General features: G+C 68.6%; 12 protein-coding genes and 2 pseudogenes. 6 read left to right on the top strand and 8 right to left on the bottom strand.

Going from position 1 to position 15,183, the window contains the following annotated elements; all coding sequences use genetic code 11:
- The first annotated feature begins 992 nt into the window (after positions 1-992).
- Positions 993-1,658, top strand: a complete 666-nt coding sequence (locus IEZ00_RS35660) for a response regulator (protein WP_189227766.1) — start codon at positions 993-995, stop codon at positions 1,656-1,658.
- Between the two features lie 103 nt (positions 1,659-1,761).
- Here IEZ00_RS35660 and IEZ00_RS35665 read toward each other — a convergent pair whose 3' ends face one another.
- Positions 1,762-2,670: a Rieske 2Fe-2S domain-containing protein gene (locus tag IEZ00_RS35665; RefSeq protein ID WP_209620532.1), complete on the bottom strand. Its 909-nt coding sequence runs from the start codon at positions 2,668-2,670 to the stop codon at positions 1,762-1,764.
- A 112-nt stretch (positions 2,671-2,782) separates the two neighbouring features.
- A complete protein-coding gene (locus IEZ00_RS35670) occupies positions 2,783-3,943 on the bottom strand; it encodes a monooxygenase (RefSeq protein WP_229796435.1) in 1,161 nt (386 codons plus the stop codon).
- Positions 3,944-4,228: 285 nt separating this feature from the next.
- On the opposite strand from IEZ00_RS35670, the gene IEZ00_RS35675 reads away from it, so the two are divergent.
- A complete protein-coding gene (locus tag IEZ00_RS35675; protein ID WP_189227768.1) occupies positions 4,229-6,376 on the top strand; it encodes an MMPL family transporter in 2,148 nt (715 codons plus the stop codon).
- Positions 6,377-6,426: 50 nt separating this feature from the next.
- Here IEZ00_RS35675 and IEZ00_RS35680 read toward each other — a convergent pair whose 3' ends face one another.
- The 4 genes from IEZ00_RS35680 to IEZ00_RS35695 form a co-directional block, all read right to left on the bottom strand.
- Positions 6,427-7,866: a HAMP domain-containing sensor histidine kinase gene (locus tag IEZ00_RS35680; RefSeq protein WP_189227769.1), complete on the bottom strand. Its 1,440-nt coding sequence runs from the start codon at positions 7,864-7,866 to the stop codon at positions 6,427-6,429.
- Complete coding sequence (locus tag IEZ00_RS35685; protein WP_276530120.1) at positions 7,863-8,546, bottom strand: response regulator transcription factor; 684 nt, start codon at positions 8,544-8,546, stop codon at positions 7,863-7,865. Before IEZ00_RS35685 ends, IEZ00_RS35680 begins: the two co-directional genes overlap by 4 nt.
- Positions 8,547-8,666: 120 nt before the next feature.
- On the bottom strand, positions 8,667-8,912 hold the full coding sequence (locus IEZ00_RS35690; RefSeq protein ID WP_229796436.1) for a hypothetical protein: 246 nt from the start codon (positions 8,910-8,912) through the stop codon (positions 8,667-8,669).
- 226 nt (positions 8,913-9,138) lie between these two features.
- Positions 9,139-10,377: an FAD-dependent monooxygenase gene (locus tag IEZ00_RS35695; RefSeq protein ID WP_229796437.1), complete on the bottom strand. Its 1,239-nt coding sequence runs from the start codon at positions 10,375-10,377 to the stop codon at positions 9,139-9,141.
- A gap of 229 nt (positions 10,378-10,606) precedes the next feature.
- Between IEZ00_RS35695 and IEZ00_RS35700 the strand changes: the two genes are divergently transcribed.
- Positions 10,607-11,302: a TetR/AcrR family transcriptional regulator gene (locus IEZ00_RS35700; RefSeq protein WP_268248887.1), complete on the top strand. Its 696-nt coding sequence runs from the start codon at positions 10,607-10,609 to the stop codon at positions 11,300-11,302.
- A gap of 155 nt (positions 11,303-11,457) precedes the next feature.
- Positions 11,458-11,571: pseudogene (locus tag IEZ00_RS38360) on the top strand (IS30 family transposase); the annotation flags it as partial.
- Here IEZ00_RS38360 and IEZ00_RS38365 read toward each other — a convergent pair.
- Positions 11,569-12,376 (bottom strand): annotated as a pseudogene (locus tag IEZ00_RS38365) (IS30 family transposase); the annotation flags it as partial. The pseudogenes IEZ00_RS38360 and IEZ00_RS38365 overlap by 3 nt on opposite strands.
- A 41-nt stretch (positions 12,377-12,417) precedes the next feature.
- Complete coding sequence (locus IEZ00_RS35715; protein ID WP_189227775.1) at positions 12,418-12,567, bottom strand: hypothetical protein; 150 nt, start codon at positions 12,565-12,567, stop codon at positions 12,418-12,420.
- Positions 12,568-12,964: 397 nt separating this feature from the next.
- Between IEZ00_RS35715 and IEZ00_RS35720 the strand changes: the two genes are divergently transcribed.
- Positions 12,965-14,332, top strand: coding sequence for an SNIPE associated domain-containing protein (locus IEZ00_RS35720; RefSeq protein WP_189227776.1), 1,368 nt, complete (start codon positions 12,965-12,967; stop codon positions 14,330-14,332).
- Positions 14,333-14,377: 45 nt separating this feature from the next.
- The gene (locus IEZ00_RS35725; protein ID WP_229796438.1) at positions 14,378-14,935 is read left to right on the top strand and encodes a DUF2510 domain-containing protein; all 558 of its coding nucleotides are present in this window, start codon (positions 14,378-14,380) and stop codon (positions 14,933-14,935) included.
- Positions 14,936-15,183 lie beyond the last annotated feature (248 nt).

Here is a 15,183-nt window from a genome sequence, read left to right on the forward strand (position 1 = left end):
CCCACAGTGTGTTTTTGCAGGTCAGCGGCTCGTAGACGATCTTCGTCTGCGGGCCGTTGATCGTTGCGGGGAGCAAATTGGGAGCGGATGATCTTGACCACCTCCGTAGTTGCGAAGGTGGTCATGGGTTTGTGCTCCCCGTTCGCTCCCGGGTTTGCTCCCAGCGGTGTTGGAGTCCGGCGAGCATGGCGTCGATCATGGGCTCGGTGACGTGGGAGTAGACGCCCATGACGCCGTGGAACTTGTGGCCGATGCGCTTGTGTTGCAGGACTTCGGGGACCCGTCCTCGATGAGCCAGGTCTTGTGGGTGTGGCGTAGGTCGTGGAAGTGCATCTCGGGGTTGATCCGCGGTCGGTCGGTGGTGGTGTCGCCGCGCAGGGCGGGTAGCCGGACACTGTTCACCGCCTCGCGCGGACCGCAGCCCTGTGACGAGGGAGAACACACCGTCCGCGGCAAGTCTTTTCTCGGTCAGACGGTGGCGAGCGGGTGGGCGTCGTGCAGTTGGAGGCTTCTGGCGGACGAGTAGCGCTGGCAATCGGCGATCAGGATCGACACGAGGGTGCCGACCACGAGTCACGCGGCCGGCTGGGCGATCCCGGTCGTGAGGCCGGTGCCGTTGGTGGTCGCATCCCGATCTCGGGCCGCCTTTGACACGTGCATTGAAGTCCTGGGCTGCTGACCTTTGCCCAGGTCGGGCCGCCGATGTCGTCGTGTGCCAGCCTTCCGGCGGCGATGTCCGTCGAGACGCCGATCCACATCGTCGTGCATGACAGCGGCCCGTCCGGCGATGAACTCGCGCCCGGCGGCCAACCGGCCTGAGCGTCGTTCTAACAGTCGTCTCAGGTTCGCTCGGTATGAAATGGGCATCGCCGAGCAACGCGGTCTCGGCCTCGGCAGCACGGCCGAACTCGCCGCGCTACGGGGCACGGTCAGCGCCGGCCCCGCAGGGGACGGCGGTGGAACCGTCCACGCGACCTGGAAGGCAGCCGTTCATGATCTCTGTGCTCGTGGTGGACCCCCAGCCGCTGCAGCGCTTCGGGTTCCGCATGCTGCTGGAGAGCTCTCCCGACACCGAGATCGTCGGCGAGGCCGAGAACGGCGCCGAGGCCGTTCGGTGGACCACCGAGTTGCATCCCGACGTGGTGCTGATGGACATCCGCATGCCGGGTGTCGACGGGATCGAGGCCACCCGGCGCATCGCCGCCGCCAGTGGGCGTTCGCGGATCCTTGTGCTGACGACGTTCGACGTGGACCGGTACGCGTTCGCCGTGCTGCGGGCCGGGGCGAGCGGTTGCCTGCTCAAGGACACCCGCCCGGAAGAACTGCTCGCAGGTATCCGGGCTGTCGCCGCCGGGGACGCGGTGATCGCGCCGGCGCTGACTCGGCGGCTGCTCGACATGGCCGCCGACCGGCTCGGCGATGACTTCTGCGGGGCCGTGAGGAGGGATTCCCGGCTGGACTCCCTGACCGGCCGCGAACGCGAGATCCTCGTCGCCATCGGCCACGGCCTCACCAACGGCGAGATCGCGCAACGGTTCACGCTGTCGGAGTCGACGGTGAAGACCCACGTCGGGCGGGTCCTCGCCAAGATCGGCGCACGGGACCGGATCCAGGCCGTCATCCTCGCCTACGACCTGAGACTCACCCTGCCGGTTTAGCGCTTCCTCTCGCGGGTTCGAGATTCTGCTGGACCTCGAAGACGTCATCACCGTTGTGGGCGAATCGATACCGACGACAACGTCTCCGAGGCCGAGCTGTTCCTCAGGCGAGCACGACCTGACCCTCGACGATTTTGACCGGGACTTTGACCAGCGGTTTGGGTGCCGGCCCTCCGGTCACCTCTCCGTTCCCGTCGTAGGTGGCGCCGTGGCAGGGGCACCGGAATCCAGGGCCGACGTAGGAGACCGGGCAGCCCTGATGGCTGCAGGTGGCGTTGAACGCCAGGAAGGTGTCGGGCGCCGGGCGCAGGAGATAGGCGGGCGTCCCGTTCGGCATCGTGAAGCTCTTCGACGAGCCGACGACGACGTCGTCGACCGCGGCGATCACCGGGCCGTGGCTCACCGGGTCCGCCGGCGAGCGGGCAGGGCGCCGGGCGAGCGCCAGCACGCTGCCAGCGGTGACTCCGGCAGCGGTCGCCGCCCCCGCGATCAGACCGCTCCGCAGCACGGTGCGCCGCTCGACGTCGTCCTGCACCGTCCGGTCTTCCTCCGGTGTGGGGTGCACCGGCAGGCCGAGCCGCTGCCGCACCCCCGCACGCAGCCGGGCGCTCAGTGACAACACCCCGGCGTCGCCCGCGATCAGCAACGGGGTCCAAGCGACGGCGAACACGATGTCGGCCCCGACGTAGTAAGGCCGAGTCGTCCAGCTCACCGTCAGGAAGAAGCTGAGCGAGAGGAGGACACCGCCGAGTGCGGCGAGCCGGGTGAACAGCCCGAGCAGGGTGGCGAGCCCGACCGCGATCTCCCCGAAAGCGATCGCCAGCCCGGCGATGGTCGCGTGGTCGGCGGCCAGCGAGACCAGCGGGCCGATCGGGGAGGTCTCGGCGGCGTTCACCATCTGCGCGCGGACACCGAGTGGCGAGGTGTCATCCAAGTAGTGCGTGTCGAGGAGCTTGGAGAGGCCGGCGTAGGAGAAGGTGCCACCGAGAAATGCACGTAGCGGCAGCAACACCCAGACCGGCGACCGCCTCGGGGAATCCAAACGTAACCGGGTCATGTCGCGGCCGAGCACACCGTCGTCGGCCGCGACACCTCGGTGAGTTCACGCATGTTCGACCCTCACGTCAGGACTTGCGGGGGGAGACCGTCATGATGCCCGTGCACATCTCGTCGCTGGTGCCGTCGCCCCACACCACGTAGCGCGGCGGCAGCTTGCTCAGCTGTGGCAGCTGTTTGCGCAGCTTCGCGTCATGCGTGCACGTCACCCGCAGCATGTCCCCCGGACCGATCTCCACCGGCGACGGCAGCTTCAGCAGCCGCTGGTTGTCGAAGTCGAACTGCGGCACGTCCAGCACGACCTTGGCGTTCGGCGTGCCAGGGTTGAGTTCGACCTTGAGGGCCCGCCCGAGCATGTGCATGTGGCCGAAACCGGCGAACAGCGTCATCGGCGCCTCCACCTTGTGGTCGCAGGTCTGGGTGTCGCCGGGCTTCGGCACGCCGCCCTGGTTGCACTCCTGCACCTGGCGGTCCGCCATCTCGCCGGTGTCCGCCCCGAACCGCTTCGTCACGTCCGCGACCGAGGCCGCCCGGTCACAGAGCGGACCCGACTCGCCGGCGGCGCAGGGCAGGTCGGTCGGCGCGGAGAGCGGCCACGTCTCGAGTTCCCTGGTCTGCGGCGTGCCGTCCGTCACCCGCAGTCGCACCGCCGAGCGGTCCGACCCAGCCGGCTTGCCGTCGCTCTCGAGCAGGTTGTAGTGGATCTGCAGGACGATCAGGCTGCCCGGCTCCAGCCTGTAGCCGGCGTCCTGGTCGAGCAGCGTTTCCGTGGCGCCCGGCGCCCAGGTGTCCACCCACGCCGCGTCCCCGTCATCCTCCTCGGCACCGGCCACGCCGGTCCCGCCGAAACACTGCCAGCCGAGGCCGGAGGTCTTCGCGTCCTGCTCCCGCACCGCGGCAGCGCCGCCCGGCGGCACCGCGTACACGATGGCGTGGTGCGCGAGGGCGACGTTCTCCGGCGTGAACTGGGTCCCGGTCAGGAACTCCGTCTTGGTCAGGCCCGGATCGATCACCTGGCACCGGTAATCGTCCGTGTCGCCCTCCGGCGGCGTGGGCGTGTAGGCCTGGGCCATCGTCACGTCGAGGAACCGCTCGCCGGCGCGCAGCGGCAGCGGTGCGGCCGGTGACTTGCCCGTGTGCCCGTTGTGCTGGCCTGCCGAGGTGGGAGCCGCACCGTTGTTCGCGCTCGACCCGCAGGCGACGACGGTGAACGCCGTCGCCAGCGCCACCGTGGCGGCACCCAGCCTCCACAGTGGACTATCAGTTTTCGTCATGACCTGAACGCTAGAACCGAATCCATGCCGTTTCGTCCTACCGCGGTCGTCATTCTCGGGAGGTAGGCGGTACGACGGTACTACTCCGCGGCGTCCTCGCAGGACTGCCGCCATCCCCTGCGTGCTGCACGCCCTGTCCCATCAACCGGTCTGAGCACCGCATTAACGGTCTTCTCAGATTCGGCCAGTAGGAAGTCGGCGCCAGACAGGTGAAGCAACACCTACGTAGGAGGCTCGTGAATGGCAGTCAACGCAGCACCATCCGGGGAAGCACCGCCCGGCCGGTTGGCAGGCCGGTGGGTGCCGTGGCTGGTGATCGGCTTGTGGCTGGTGCTGACGGTGGTCATGGTGCCGTTGAGCGGAAAGCTGAGTTCGGTCACCACCGACAAGGCCGCGGACACCCTGCCTGCCGGTGCCGAGTCCACCAAGGTCGCGGTGCTGGAGGACAGTCTCCCCGGCGGGGAGGACAACACGTTCGTCTTCGTGTACCACCGCGACAGCGGCATGACCGACACCGACCGCGCGACGGTCGAGCGCCACTACGACACCCTTGCCAAGCGGTACCCGCCCAAGGTGGCGGCCCCGGCCGGCGAGGACGACGAGGGCCCACAGATGAGCCCTTCCACCGACGGCAAGGCGATGATGTTCACCCTCGATGTGAGCACGACCTACGGTGAACCGGAGGCCATCGTCGGCCCATTGCGTGACGCCGCGAAGGACCGCCCCGCCGGCCTCGCACTCGAGGTGACCGGCCCGGCCGCAGTCGAGGGCGACATGGACGCCGTCTTCGACGGCATCGACCTGCAGGTCCTGCTCACCACCATCGTCGTCGTCACGCTGCTGCTCATCATCACCTACCGCAGCCCGGTGCTGTGGCTCATCCCGCTGGTGGCGGTCGGCGCGGCCGCAGTGACCTCGATGGCCACCGTCTACCTGCTCGTCAAGGGCTTCGGCATCGTGGTCAACGACCAGAACTCGGCGCTGCTGACGATCCTGGTGTTCGGCGTCGGCACGGACTACGCGCTGTTGCTCATCGCCCGGTACCGAGAAGCGTTGCACCACCACGAGAACGTCCGGGTCGCGATGGTCCACGCGCTGCGCGGCGCGGCGCCTGCCATCGTCGCGTCCGCGGCCACCGTGATCGCCGGCTTGCTCTGCCTGCTCGTCGCGGACCTGAACAGCACCAGCGGGCTGGGCCCGGTCGGCGCGGCAGGCATCCTGTGCGCGCTGGTGGCCATGCTGACGCTGTTCCCGGCGCTGCTGGTGGTGCTCGGCAGGCGGATCTTCTGGCCTGCCATCCCGCGGTTCAGCACGGCCGTGGAGGAGAAGCCGGGGCTGTGGGTGCGGCTCGGCGCCGCGATCAGCCGCCGCCGGTGGGTGGCGACGCTCGGCTCGCTCGCAGTCCTGGGTGTTCTCGCCCTCGGGCTGACGAGCAACACCGGCGCTCTGCGAGAGCAGGACCAGTTCGTGTCCGCGCCGGAGTCGGTCACCGGCTTCACCATTCTGCGCCAGCACTTCCCGGAGCTCGGCGGCCAGCCGATGACGGTCTTCACGCGGCCGGCGCACCAAGAGCGGGTGCTCGACGTCGTCAAGGGCACTCGCGGTGTGGCAGCGGCCATCCCCGGTGAGACCAGCGGTGGCTGGACCGACATCTCGGTGTTCCCGACGGACGCGCCGGACACCGTCGCGGAGTACGACACGATCAAGCGGGTGCGCACCGCCGTGCACGCGGTGAGCGGGGCGGAGGCGATCGTCGGCGGGCCGAGTGCGGAACACCTCGACACCGAGGTGACCACCAGCCGCGACGAGAAGCTGGTGATCCCGCTGGTGCTCATGGTCGTCCTGGTCGTTCTCGCGCTGCTGCTCCGAGCGGTCGTGGCCCCGCTATTGCTGATGGCCACCGTGGTGGTCTCGTTCGCGGCGGCCTTCGGCGGCAGCGTGTTCGTCTTCGACAAGATCCTCGGGTTCAAGGGCGTCGACTACTCGGTGCCGCTGCTGGCGTTCCTGTTCCTGGTGGCGCTCGGCGTCGACTACAACATCTTCCTGGCCAGCCGGGCACGGGAGGAGACAGCGCGTCTGGGCACCAGGGAGGGCATGCTCAAGGCCCTCTCCGCCACCGGTGGCGTGATCACCTCGGCGGGTCTCGTCCTGGCGGCCACGTTCGGTGTCCTCGTCTCGCTCCCGCTGGTGATGCTGATCGAGGTCGGGTTCCTGGTCGCCTTCGGCGTACTGCTCGACGCCCTGCTGGTGCGGTCGATCCTGGTGCCCGCTCTCACCCTGCTGATCGGCAGGCGGATGTGGTGGCCGAGCCGGCTGTCCCGGCCGGTGGAGCTGCCGCCCGGCCAACGGCCGCTCGCCGACGACGAGGAGTCCGCGCTGCAACGGTGAGCGCGGTGGCGCGGACGAGATCCGGGACGGGCACGCGAGCCCGTCCCGGATCAGCGCACCACGGTGTTCTCCCCGGCGGTGAGCGGCGTGATCGGGACGGCCGGGAGGTCGACCCGGAGCAGCGCGCCACCGCGTGTGGAGCGGGCGACGGTCGCCCGGCCGCCGTGGGCGTTGACGACCCGCTGCACGATCGACAGTCCCAGACCGGAACCCGGCAACGACCGGGCGCTGTCGGCGCGGTAGAACCGGTCGAACACCCGCGGGACGTCGGCGGCGTCGATACCCGGCCCGGCGTCGTCGACCTCGAGCACCGCCGACGCGCCCTGGGCGCGGAGCCGGACCTGGACGGGCTGGTCCGCGGGGGACCACTTGCCTGCGTTGTCGATGAGGTTGAGCACCGCCCGCCGGAGCGCGGCGGGACGCCCGCTCACCCACACGGAGGTCACGTCGAGCGCGACCTCGATGTCGGGCACGCGGGAACACGCCTGGGTCGCGGCGGCCGCCACCACGTCGGCGAGGTCGAGCAGTTCGGCGCTCTCGTCGCTGACGTCACCGCGCGCCAAGTCGGTCAGCTCGGCGACAAGGGTGCTCAACTCGGCCACCTGGGCACCGAGATCGTTGAGCAGCCGGGTCCGGCTCTCCGAGGGCAGTGCGCTGTCCAGGGCGCCGCGCTGATCGAGCCGGATCAGCAGCTCGATGTTGAGGCGCAGACTGGTGAGCGGAGTCTTGAGCTCGTGGGCGGCGTCCTCGGCGAGCAGCCGCTGGGCCTGCCGGGAGTCCCGGAGCGCGGCGAGCATGTCGTTGATCGACTGGATCAGCTGGCGGATCTCCCCACCACCCTCATCCGGGATGTCGGCGTCGAGATCCCTGGTGTGCGCGACACGTACCGCGGCGGCGGTCAGCCGGTCGATCGGTGCCAGCCCGGTCCGCGCCACGGCCCGCCCGACGAGGGCGCCACAGGCCACGCAGAGCAACCCGATCAGCAGCATGCCGAACCCGAACTGGTTGATCGGGGTGTCGTCGGCGGCGCGGGCCACCTGGATCGCGCCATCGCCCGCCCGCAGCGTGTAGACGAAGTAGCCGTCGTCGTCGCTGTCGCCCGACTCCATCAGGTCGGCTGACGCGCCCTGCGCCACGCGCCCGGCGTGCTCGCTGACCGGGGGCAGCGCGGGTTGGCCGACCGGCGTCCGGATCGAGCCGTCGGGCAGGATGACCCGCACCAGCCGACCGGATCCGGGATACGGCGGTAGCTGGACCTGCGCCAGGCCGTCGCGCTCCGCGTTCGCTGCCAGGACGCGGGAGTCGGCGCGCAGCTGATCCTCCGCGGTGGCCCGCAGCTCCCACTCCATCAGCTCGCTGGCCACCTGGAAGGACATGAACACGCTGGCCGCGATGGCCGACGCCGCGATCACCGTCAGCCTGGTCCGCAGGGACCGCCTGCGCCACCAGCGGGTCAGCCGGCGCGAGCCCCGGCCGGTGGGCCTGCTCACGGGGGAGTCTCCCGCAAGGTGTACCCCAGGCCACGCCGCGTGTAGATCAGTCGCGGCTCACCCTCGGCCTCCATCTTGCGGCGCAGGTAGCTCACGTACACCTGGAGGTTGTTGGAGGTGGCGCTCATGTCGAAGCCCCAGATCGCCCCGAACAGCTCGCCTCGGGTCAGCACCCTGGTCGCGTTGCGCACGAGAACCTCCAGCAGGAAGAACTCGGTCCGGGTCAGGCGGAGCGGCCGCCCGCCCCGCCACGCCTCGAACCCGTCGGGATCGACCCGGACGTCGGCGAACGTCAGGACCTGCGACTCCTCGCCGCCCGGCGCGCGGCGGCGCAGCAGGGCTCGGACCCTGGCCAGCAACTCCTCGGTGGCGAACGGCTTGGGCAGGTAGTCGTCGGCGCCGGCGTCCAGCCCCGCGACCCGGTCGGAGACCTGATCACGGGCGGTCAGCATCAGCACCGGCAGATCCCGGCCCGCTGCCCGCAACCGCCTGCAGGTCTCCACCCCGCCGAGGCGGGGCATCATCACGTCGAGGATCAGCAGGTCCGGCTCGTCGCCATCGATCCCGTCGAGCACGGCGAGACCGTTGGCGACGGTGCTGGTGTCGTAACCCTCGACCTGGAGCACCCGCTCCAGCGACTCACGGATGGCCGCCTCGTCATCCGCGATCATGATCCGCACGCTGGCCCGCTCCCTCCAGTCGGTGCTTTGCCGCTCATCGTCTCCGATCAACCTGAGGCCAGGATTAGAGCGTCGCCGCCGTGGTGCCCGCGGGCCGTGCTCTCACGGATGCCCAAGTAATCAGTTCAGAATGACTTCGCGCGAAGGCAGATGATCGAGCAGGCGGGGTTGAGCATGGCCTGATGGGTAGGCGTCGCACCAACGCGGCGAGCACCGCACGATCGGCCCAGTCCCACTGCGGGCGGGGTTGGTCCGGCGCGGCACGGCGACCTCGTGCCGCAGCACCAGCGACTCCACGTCCTTGGCCGCCGACGACCGGCCGAGCAGAACCAACCACCCGACGAGCCTGAGGAAGATCAGGTACACCAGTCGTAACGCCATGCCTGGCGATCACGCCTCCACGGCTCGTGGTGCGCGATCGCCGCAGCTCATCGCCCCAGCGCAGAGTTCTGGCACCTCACAGGGCCACTTCGGTGAACACCCCACTCCGCGGATCAACCGTCACATACTTCACAGCGGAACCCGTGCGCCGAACGGAGACGAACGCGGCAGCACACCCGCCAAATCGGCTTTCGCCCACGGCGACTCGGGATCAGCGCTTGATCAGGTGGACAGCCTCCTCGAGGTCGGCGTTGCGCATCAGGGATGCTCTGCCGTTCACACCGACCAACCGCTGCACCGTGCCGGCCAGCGGTGAGCGCGCCAGGCGCAGCATCGCCGATCGGAGTACCGTCTCCGGCCGGTTGGCCGGAGTGAAGACCAATCGACCGCGCGATGCGAAGCTCTGGAAGTACTCCATGTAGGGACGCGTCGTCTTCTCCCATTCGATCAGCGCCCTCTCTGGATCTTCCGGGTAGCGGGTGAGCATCGTCCCGAGGAGCTCCGCGCCGGCGATCCCGTTGGACACGCCCATGCCCGCGTAGAGGGTGACGCACCACGCCGAGTCGCCGACGAGCACGACGCGGCCGCGATGCCAGGAGTCGAGGTGTACTTGTTCGACCGAGTCGAACAAGTACTGGTCGGTGTCCTCCAAGAACCGCACGGCCTGTTCCAGTGTCGGCCCCAGGGGCTCTGGCCCGTAGACCTCGCGGATGCGTTGAGCCGCCGGGATCGCGAACTCCGCGTCGACGTTGGTGGTCCGGTAGGAGAAGAGCACGGCAGGCGGCTGGTCCGCGAACGGGAACAGCCAGAAGGAGCGGCCAGGCTCGGCCAAGATTGCCCCTTCACCCTGCGCGAGACCAGGAAGATCCCCTGGGAGCTGGTAGGCCGCGATCATGTAGTTCAGCCGGCGCAGGTAGTTCTCATCCGGCCCGAACACCAGCTTGCGCACGGTGGAGCGCAGGCCGTCCGCCCCGATCACGAGCTCGAAGCGCTCGGTGCGCTCCGTCCCGTCCACCGCGTTGCGCGTGGTGACCTCGACACCGCGGGCATGCTGGTGGATCGCGACGGGGACGGTCGAGTAGCGGACTTCGATGTCCGGATCCAGCGCGGCGAACGCCGCCTGCTCCACATCGCCTCGCAGCAGGAGCGCAGGGCCTCCCGGCTGGTCCGAGAACCCCGTGGTCGGCCGCTTGTTGCCCTTCCGGTCCAGCTGGTAGGTGATCAGGTTCGCCGGGGTGCGGTCTTCGAGTCCGTGCGAGATTCCCAACCGTTGCGCCGCGTTGCGCCCCACACCGAACAGGCCGATGCAGTAACCGCCCCGCCTCCGACCCGGCGCCTTCTCGATCACGACTGGAGTCCAGCCCGCCTTCCTCAGCGCGATGGCTGCGGAGATGCCGCTGATCCCGAGGCCGACGACGAGGGCCTTGCGGGTGCCGTGGGAGGAAGTCATGCCACGATCGTATGACCAACTGACCAAATTCGTCATCTGGTCAGTATGTGACGCGGATTACTTGCTGGATCTCGTGGCTGGTTCGTCGGGGTGTGCCTGCCCGCAGGGCGGGGACGCCCGCTCGGATCGCGGGACGAGGCGCCGCGCTGCGAGTGTGGTATGACGTGCCACGCCAGGGCGTCGCTTACGTGGAGCGTCCAGCATGGGGTGGAATCGGAGTTGACGGCACATGGTGACGCGTACGGGACGAAGTGCGGACAAAGTCACGCGTATTCTCGCTTCCGCCGAGGAGCTCCTTTTGAAGCGCGGCTTCCGCGGAGTGACCATCGCCGATATCGCGGAACGCGCGCACGTGGGCAAGGGAACGGTTTACCTGTACTGGAGCACGAAGGAAGACGTCTTCCTCGAACTGCTCACCCGCGACGTCCTCACGCTCATCAACGGCTTCCGCGAGGCGGCGACGCGGAACCTCGAGCTCACCCTGCCGCACCGGCTCTGCCCGTACCTCGTCCGGTCCGCGCTCGAAAGGCCCCTGGTCCGGGCTCTTCAAGCAAACGACGCCGACGTGCTCGGCCTCGTCATCGACCATCCCCGCAGTCAGAACCTGATCAAGCAGCACGGGGCGCCTGCCCTGATCAAGGCTCTTCTGCCGATCTGGCGCAGGCACGGCTTGGTTCGCACGGACTGGGAGCTGGACGACCAGGCATACGCGTTGCAGAGCCTCACCCTCGGGCATTTGGAGATCCAGGTGCGCAAGCACGTCAGCCCGAGCACCACCATGCCGCCCGAGGACGTCCTCGCGGCCGCCGTGACGGCACTGCTGGGTGTCGAGAGCGAAGCCACGACGGACCTCAACGCTGTCGCGGCCGAGGTCCTTCAGGTGTTCACGACCTCCGCCGCAATCCTCGAAGCGGCCAACGCCTGAGCCGCGATGGAGACCATCAAGCTTGGATGATGAGGAGTTATGGCACCACCGAAGAAATAGCCTGACGAGCTGCGTGAGCGGGCGACACGGATGGTTCTGGATGTCAGGCGGGGGCGAGTTCAGGCGGTGGAAGCATCTGCTTCGAGGAGTTCGGTGAGTTCCTGCCCAAGGGCGTCGACATCCCGACCGACCCCCGCTACCTCGCCGCCATCGCCACCGAGATCAACGACCGACCCCGTAAGATCCACAACTGGAGGAAACCCAGCGAGGAACTCGCGGACGATGCGGTTGAGGTTGTCGTTGCTGCCGCGTTCCCGGGGCGGGTGCGGGTGGGCGAGGAAGACCGGCAGTCCGGTGGCGGTCACCTGCTGGTGCAGGGCCATCTCGGAGCCGCAGTCCCAGGTCGGGGAGCGTGTGATCGAGGCCGGAGGTCGCCGACGGCGGCGATGATCGCATCGGTGACGGTCAGCGAGTCGCGTCCGCGCAGCGGCACCAGGACCAGGAAGCGGCTGGTGCGCTCGAGCAGGGTGGCCACCGCGCTGCGCCCGCCCTTGCCGATCACCAGATCCCCTCCCGGTGGCCGGGCATGGCCCGGTCGTCGGCCTCGGCGGGGCGCTCGTCGAGGTAGCGGGGTTCGCGGATGTGCGGCGCCGGTGCCGGGCGGGACGTGCGGCCGGTGCGCAGCGCGATCAGCTCCCGGTTCGGCGTGGCGACAGGTTGGGCGTAGACCCACTGGTAGACGGCCTCGTGGCTCACCCGCACAGCGTCCTCGCCGTCCTGGCCCCGTGCCAACCGGCCCGCGATCGACGCCGGCGACCAGCCCGCCCGCAACAGCCCGACGACACGTGCCCGCACCACGGGGTCTCGGTCCACCGCCAAGGATTTCGGTCGCGACCGGGCCGTCCCCGCCGCCCGGTCGGCCACCACGGCCCGATACCCGGCGCGACCGCCATGCCGGGCCACCTCACGCGAGACGACCGAGGGATCACGCCCTATCAGAACGGCGATTTCCTTGTACTCCAACGACTCGGCCAGCCCGCGGGAGATCTCCTCCCTCTCGGCCAAGGTCAACATTCGACGCACGGCGGCCAATCCTTCCCCACCGAACACCACGATCAGATGCTACGACCGCCTGAACCTGCCGTAATCAGGGTGTCGGCGGGGTAATTCTTCGAGCGGAGCCATGCGTGCCACCGCTCGCGGACCAGTTTCTCCACTTGATGGCAATTTCGGTCAACTTCGATGAACAGCCTGTAGTCGAGCACCTGTCCTCCTCTTCGGGCTGCTTCGACCGGTCGCGCAGCGTGCATCGACGGTCACGTCGAGAGTCGGGTCCGGTCGAGTTGGAGCGAACAGCCATCACCGTTGCGGTCCACGAGCTGCACGCGGCGATTGCCTTGGGACCTTCATCGCTCTTCGGGGTTCTTCGCTACGAAGTTCTCGTGTCGACTTCAAACCGAGACCTGAGTCAACCGGTGTCCCAGGTCGATGGGCTGGTACCCCAAATCACCGGCACGGGTGGAAGAGACACCCGACATGGGGCGCGCTTGCCGGATCGGCGGTGCAGTGGTGTAACACGGATGATCCAGGGGGCGATCCAGGAGAACGTGCCGCGACACATGTGTCCTGCGGTTCCCGGTACGGCTCGTGGAGAGGACCAGCGTGGCTCTGTTCGGCAACAAGGGGAGCGCGGAAGTCGCCGCGCTCCAGCAGCAGTTGGCTTCGGCGCACGCCACGATCACAGAGTTGCGCGGATGGGTGGGGCAGCTCCGCGGTGCGGGAACTCCTGCGTTGGAGGCCGAGCTGCGCGAGCTGAGGTCGGCGGTGGAGCGGTCCAGACACGAGTTCGCAACTCTGGACGCATCGCGGCAGCGCCTGGTGGCCGAGGTCGGTACGTGGCAGTCACAGCTGGTGGAGACGCGCGAGCTGGCCCTGCTCCAAGAGGTCGGGATCTACGAGTACGCGCACCCGTTGGACAGCGCGGTCGCCTACAAGGACGCCTTGGACGCGTTGAAACAGCGCATCAAGACCGCTGCCAAGGGTGACGCGGTGGCCTGCCAGGTCGACTGGGCCGTGAACGGGTCGGTCAAGGAGGGGCAGAAGCTGGGCAGGGACATCGCCAAGCTGATGCTGCGCGCCTACAACACCGAGGCCGACAACGCGGTACGCGCGGTCAAGCCGCACACCCGTGAGGCGGTGAAGAAGCGGCTGACCACGACGCGGGACACCATCGGCAAGCTGGGCGCGCTGATGCGCATCGTCATCTCGGCGGACTACCACCGGCTGCGGTTGCACGAAATCGACCTGACCGCCGATCACCTCGTCAAGGCGGAGGTCGAACGGGAGGCGGCCCGCGCGGAACGCGAGCGGCTCCGCGAAGAAGCCAAGGTGATGAAAGAGATCGAGCGGGAACGGGCACGCCTGGCCAAGGAACGCTCCCACTACGCCACCGTCGTGGCCAAGCTCGAAGCGAAGGGTGACCTCGACGGGCTGGCACGGGCGCGGGAACAGCTCGCGTCGGTCAACGACGCCATCACTGGCGTCGAGCAGCGAGCGGCCAACGTGCGGGCGGGCTATGTGTACGTGATCTCCAACGTCGGGGCGTTCGGCCCTGATGTGGTCAAGATCGGCATGACGCGGCGGCTGGAACCGATGGACCGCGTCCGGGAACTCGGGGACGCCTCCGTGCCCTTCCGGTTCGACACCCACGCCCTGTTCTTCTCCGAGGACGCGGTCGCCCTGGAAACCGCCTTGCACCAGCGGCTGAGCCACAAGCGGGTGAACCTGGTCAACCCGCGGCGGGAGTTCTTCTACGCCACCCCTGCCGAGGTCCGCGACCTCCTGGCCGAGTTGGGGAACGACCACGTCCTGGAGTACAACGACACCGCGGAAGCCGTCGAATGGCGCGCCTCCGATCCCGGACGACGTCAGACCGACGGCGCAGCACTACCCCAGGAGCCAGTGCTAGTGGCCGTCACGCCGACCGACGCCGGTGCGGACGGCGACCTGTCTGACGACGGCGGTGAGTGAACGATGACTCACTCACCCGGTGCCCCGTTGCCACCCGCTCCGCCGGTGCGCTCCGCCGCCTGGCTGACCGACCCCCTCGACGACGCCCTGGTCCGATTCTGGGACGGCCACCACTGGACGTTCCAGACCGCCGTGCGCCGCGTGGAGCCACCCGCCGAAGCGGTGCAACCTGTCCAGGCTCCCTCGCAGCCGGTGCCCACCCTGCGGCTCGACGTGGCGCAGGCCCTCGAACGCGTGCGGGGCCTGCTCGTGGGCTCGATGAAGGAGGTCAACCTCCTCGGCGATCACCTCCGCCCGGAGGAGCAGGTGCTGGCCCTGACCGCTGCGCAGGGCGAGGGCTGGGGAGTGCTGGCCTGCACCAACCACCGCCTGCTGTTCCTCTTCGTCGGCCTGGTGCGCAAGCAGTTCCTCCAAGTCGACTGGAACCAGACCAGGGGAATCACCTACGACCGGTCGACGAAGACCTTCGCCGTCTATACCACCAAGCCGACGAAACGCGCCGTGCCGGCGATGGCCGTGCGTGTCCCCAACTTGACCGATGCGCAGGCCGTGGCCCAAGCGGCACAAGCCGCGTCTGCCGCGCCTCGACTGGACGTCGTCTGAGAAAAGGCAAGGCTCCCAGCGGTCCGAGGAGCGCGTGGGAGCGCGCCATAGGAGCAAAAAGGGAGCCGCCTGACGCGTTCAACGGCTCCCAACAGCCCCGTGTCGCCTGCGGTAATTCTGTTTCCGAAGGTGGAGGCTTCATTCACACCGAAGAGGTCACTGGTTCGATCTCAGTATCGCCCACAGTGTGTTTTTGCAGGTCAGCGGCTCGTAGACGATCTTCGTCTGCGGGCCGTTGATCGTTGCGG

Origin of the sequence: Saccharothrix coeruleofusca (assembly GCF_014648515.1) — a bacterium.
Lineage (GTDB): Bacteria > Actinomycetota > Actinomycetes > Mycobacteriales > Pseudonocardiaceae > Actinosynnema > Actinosynnema coeruleofuscum.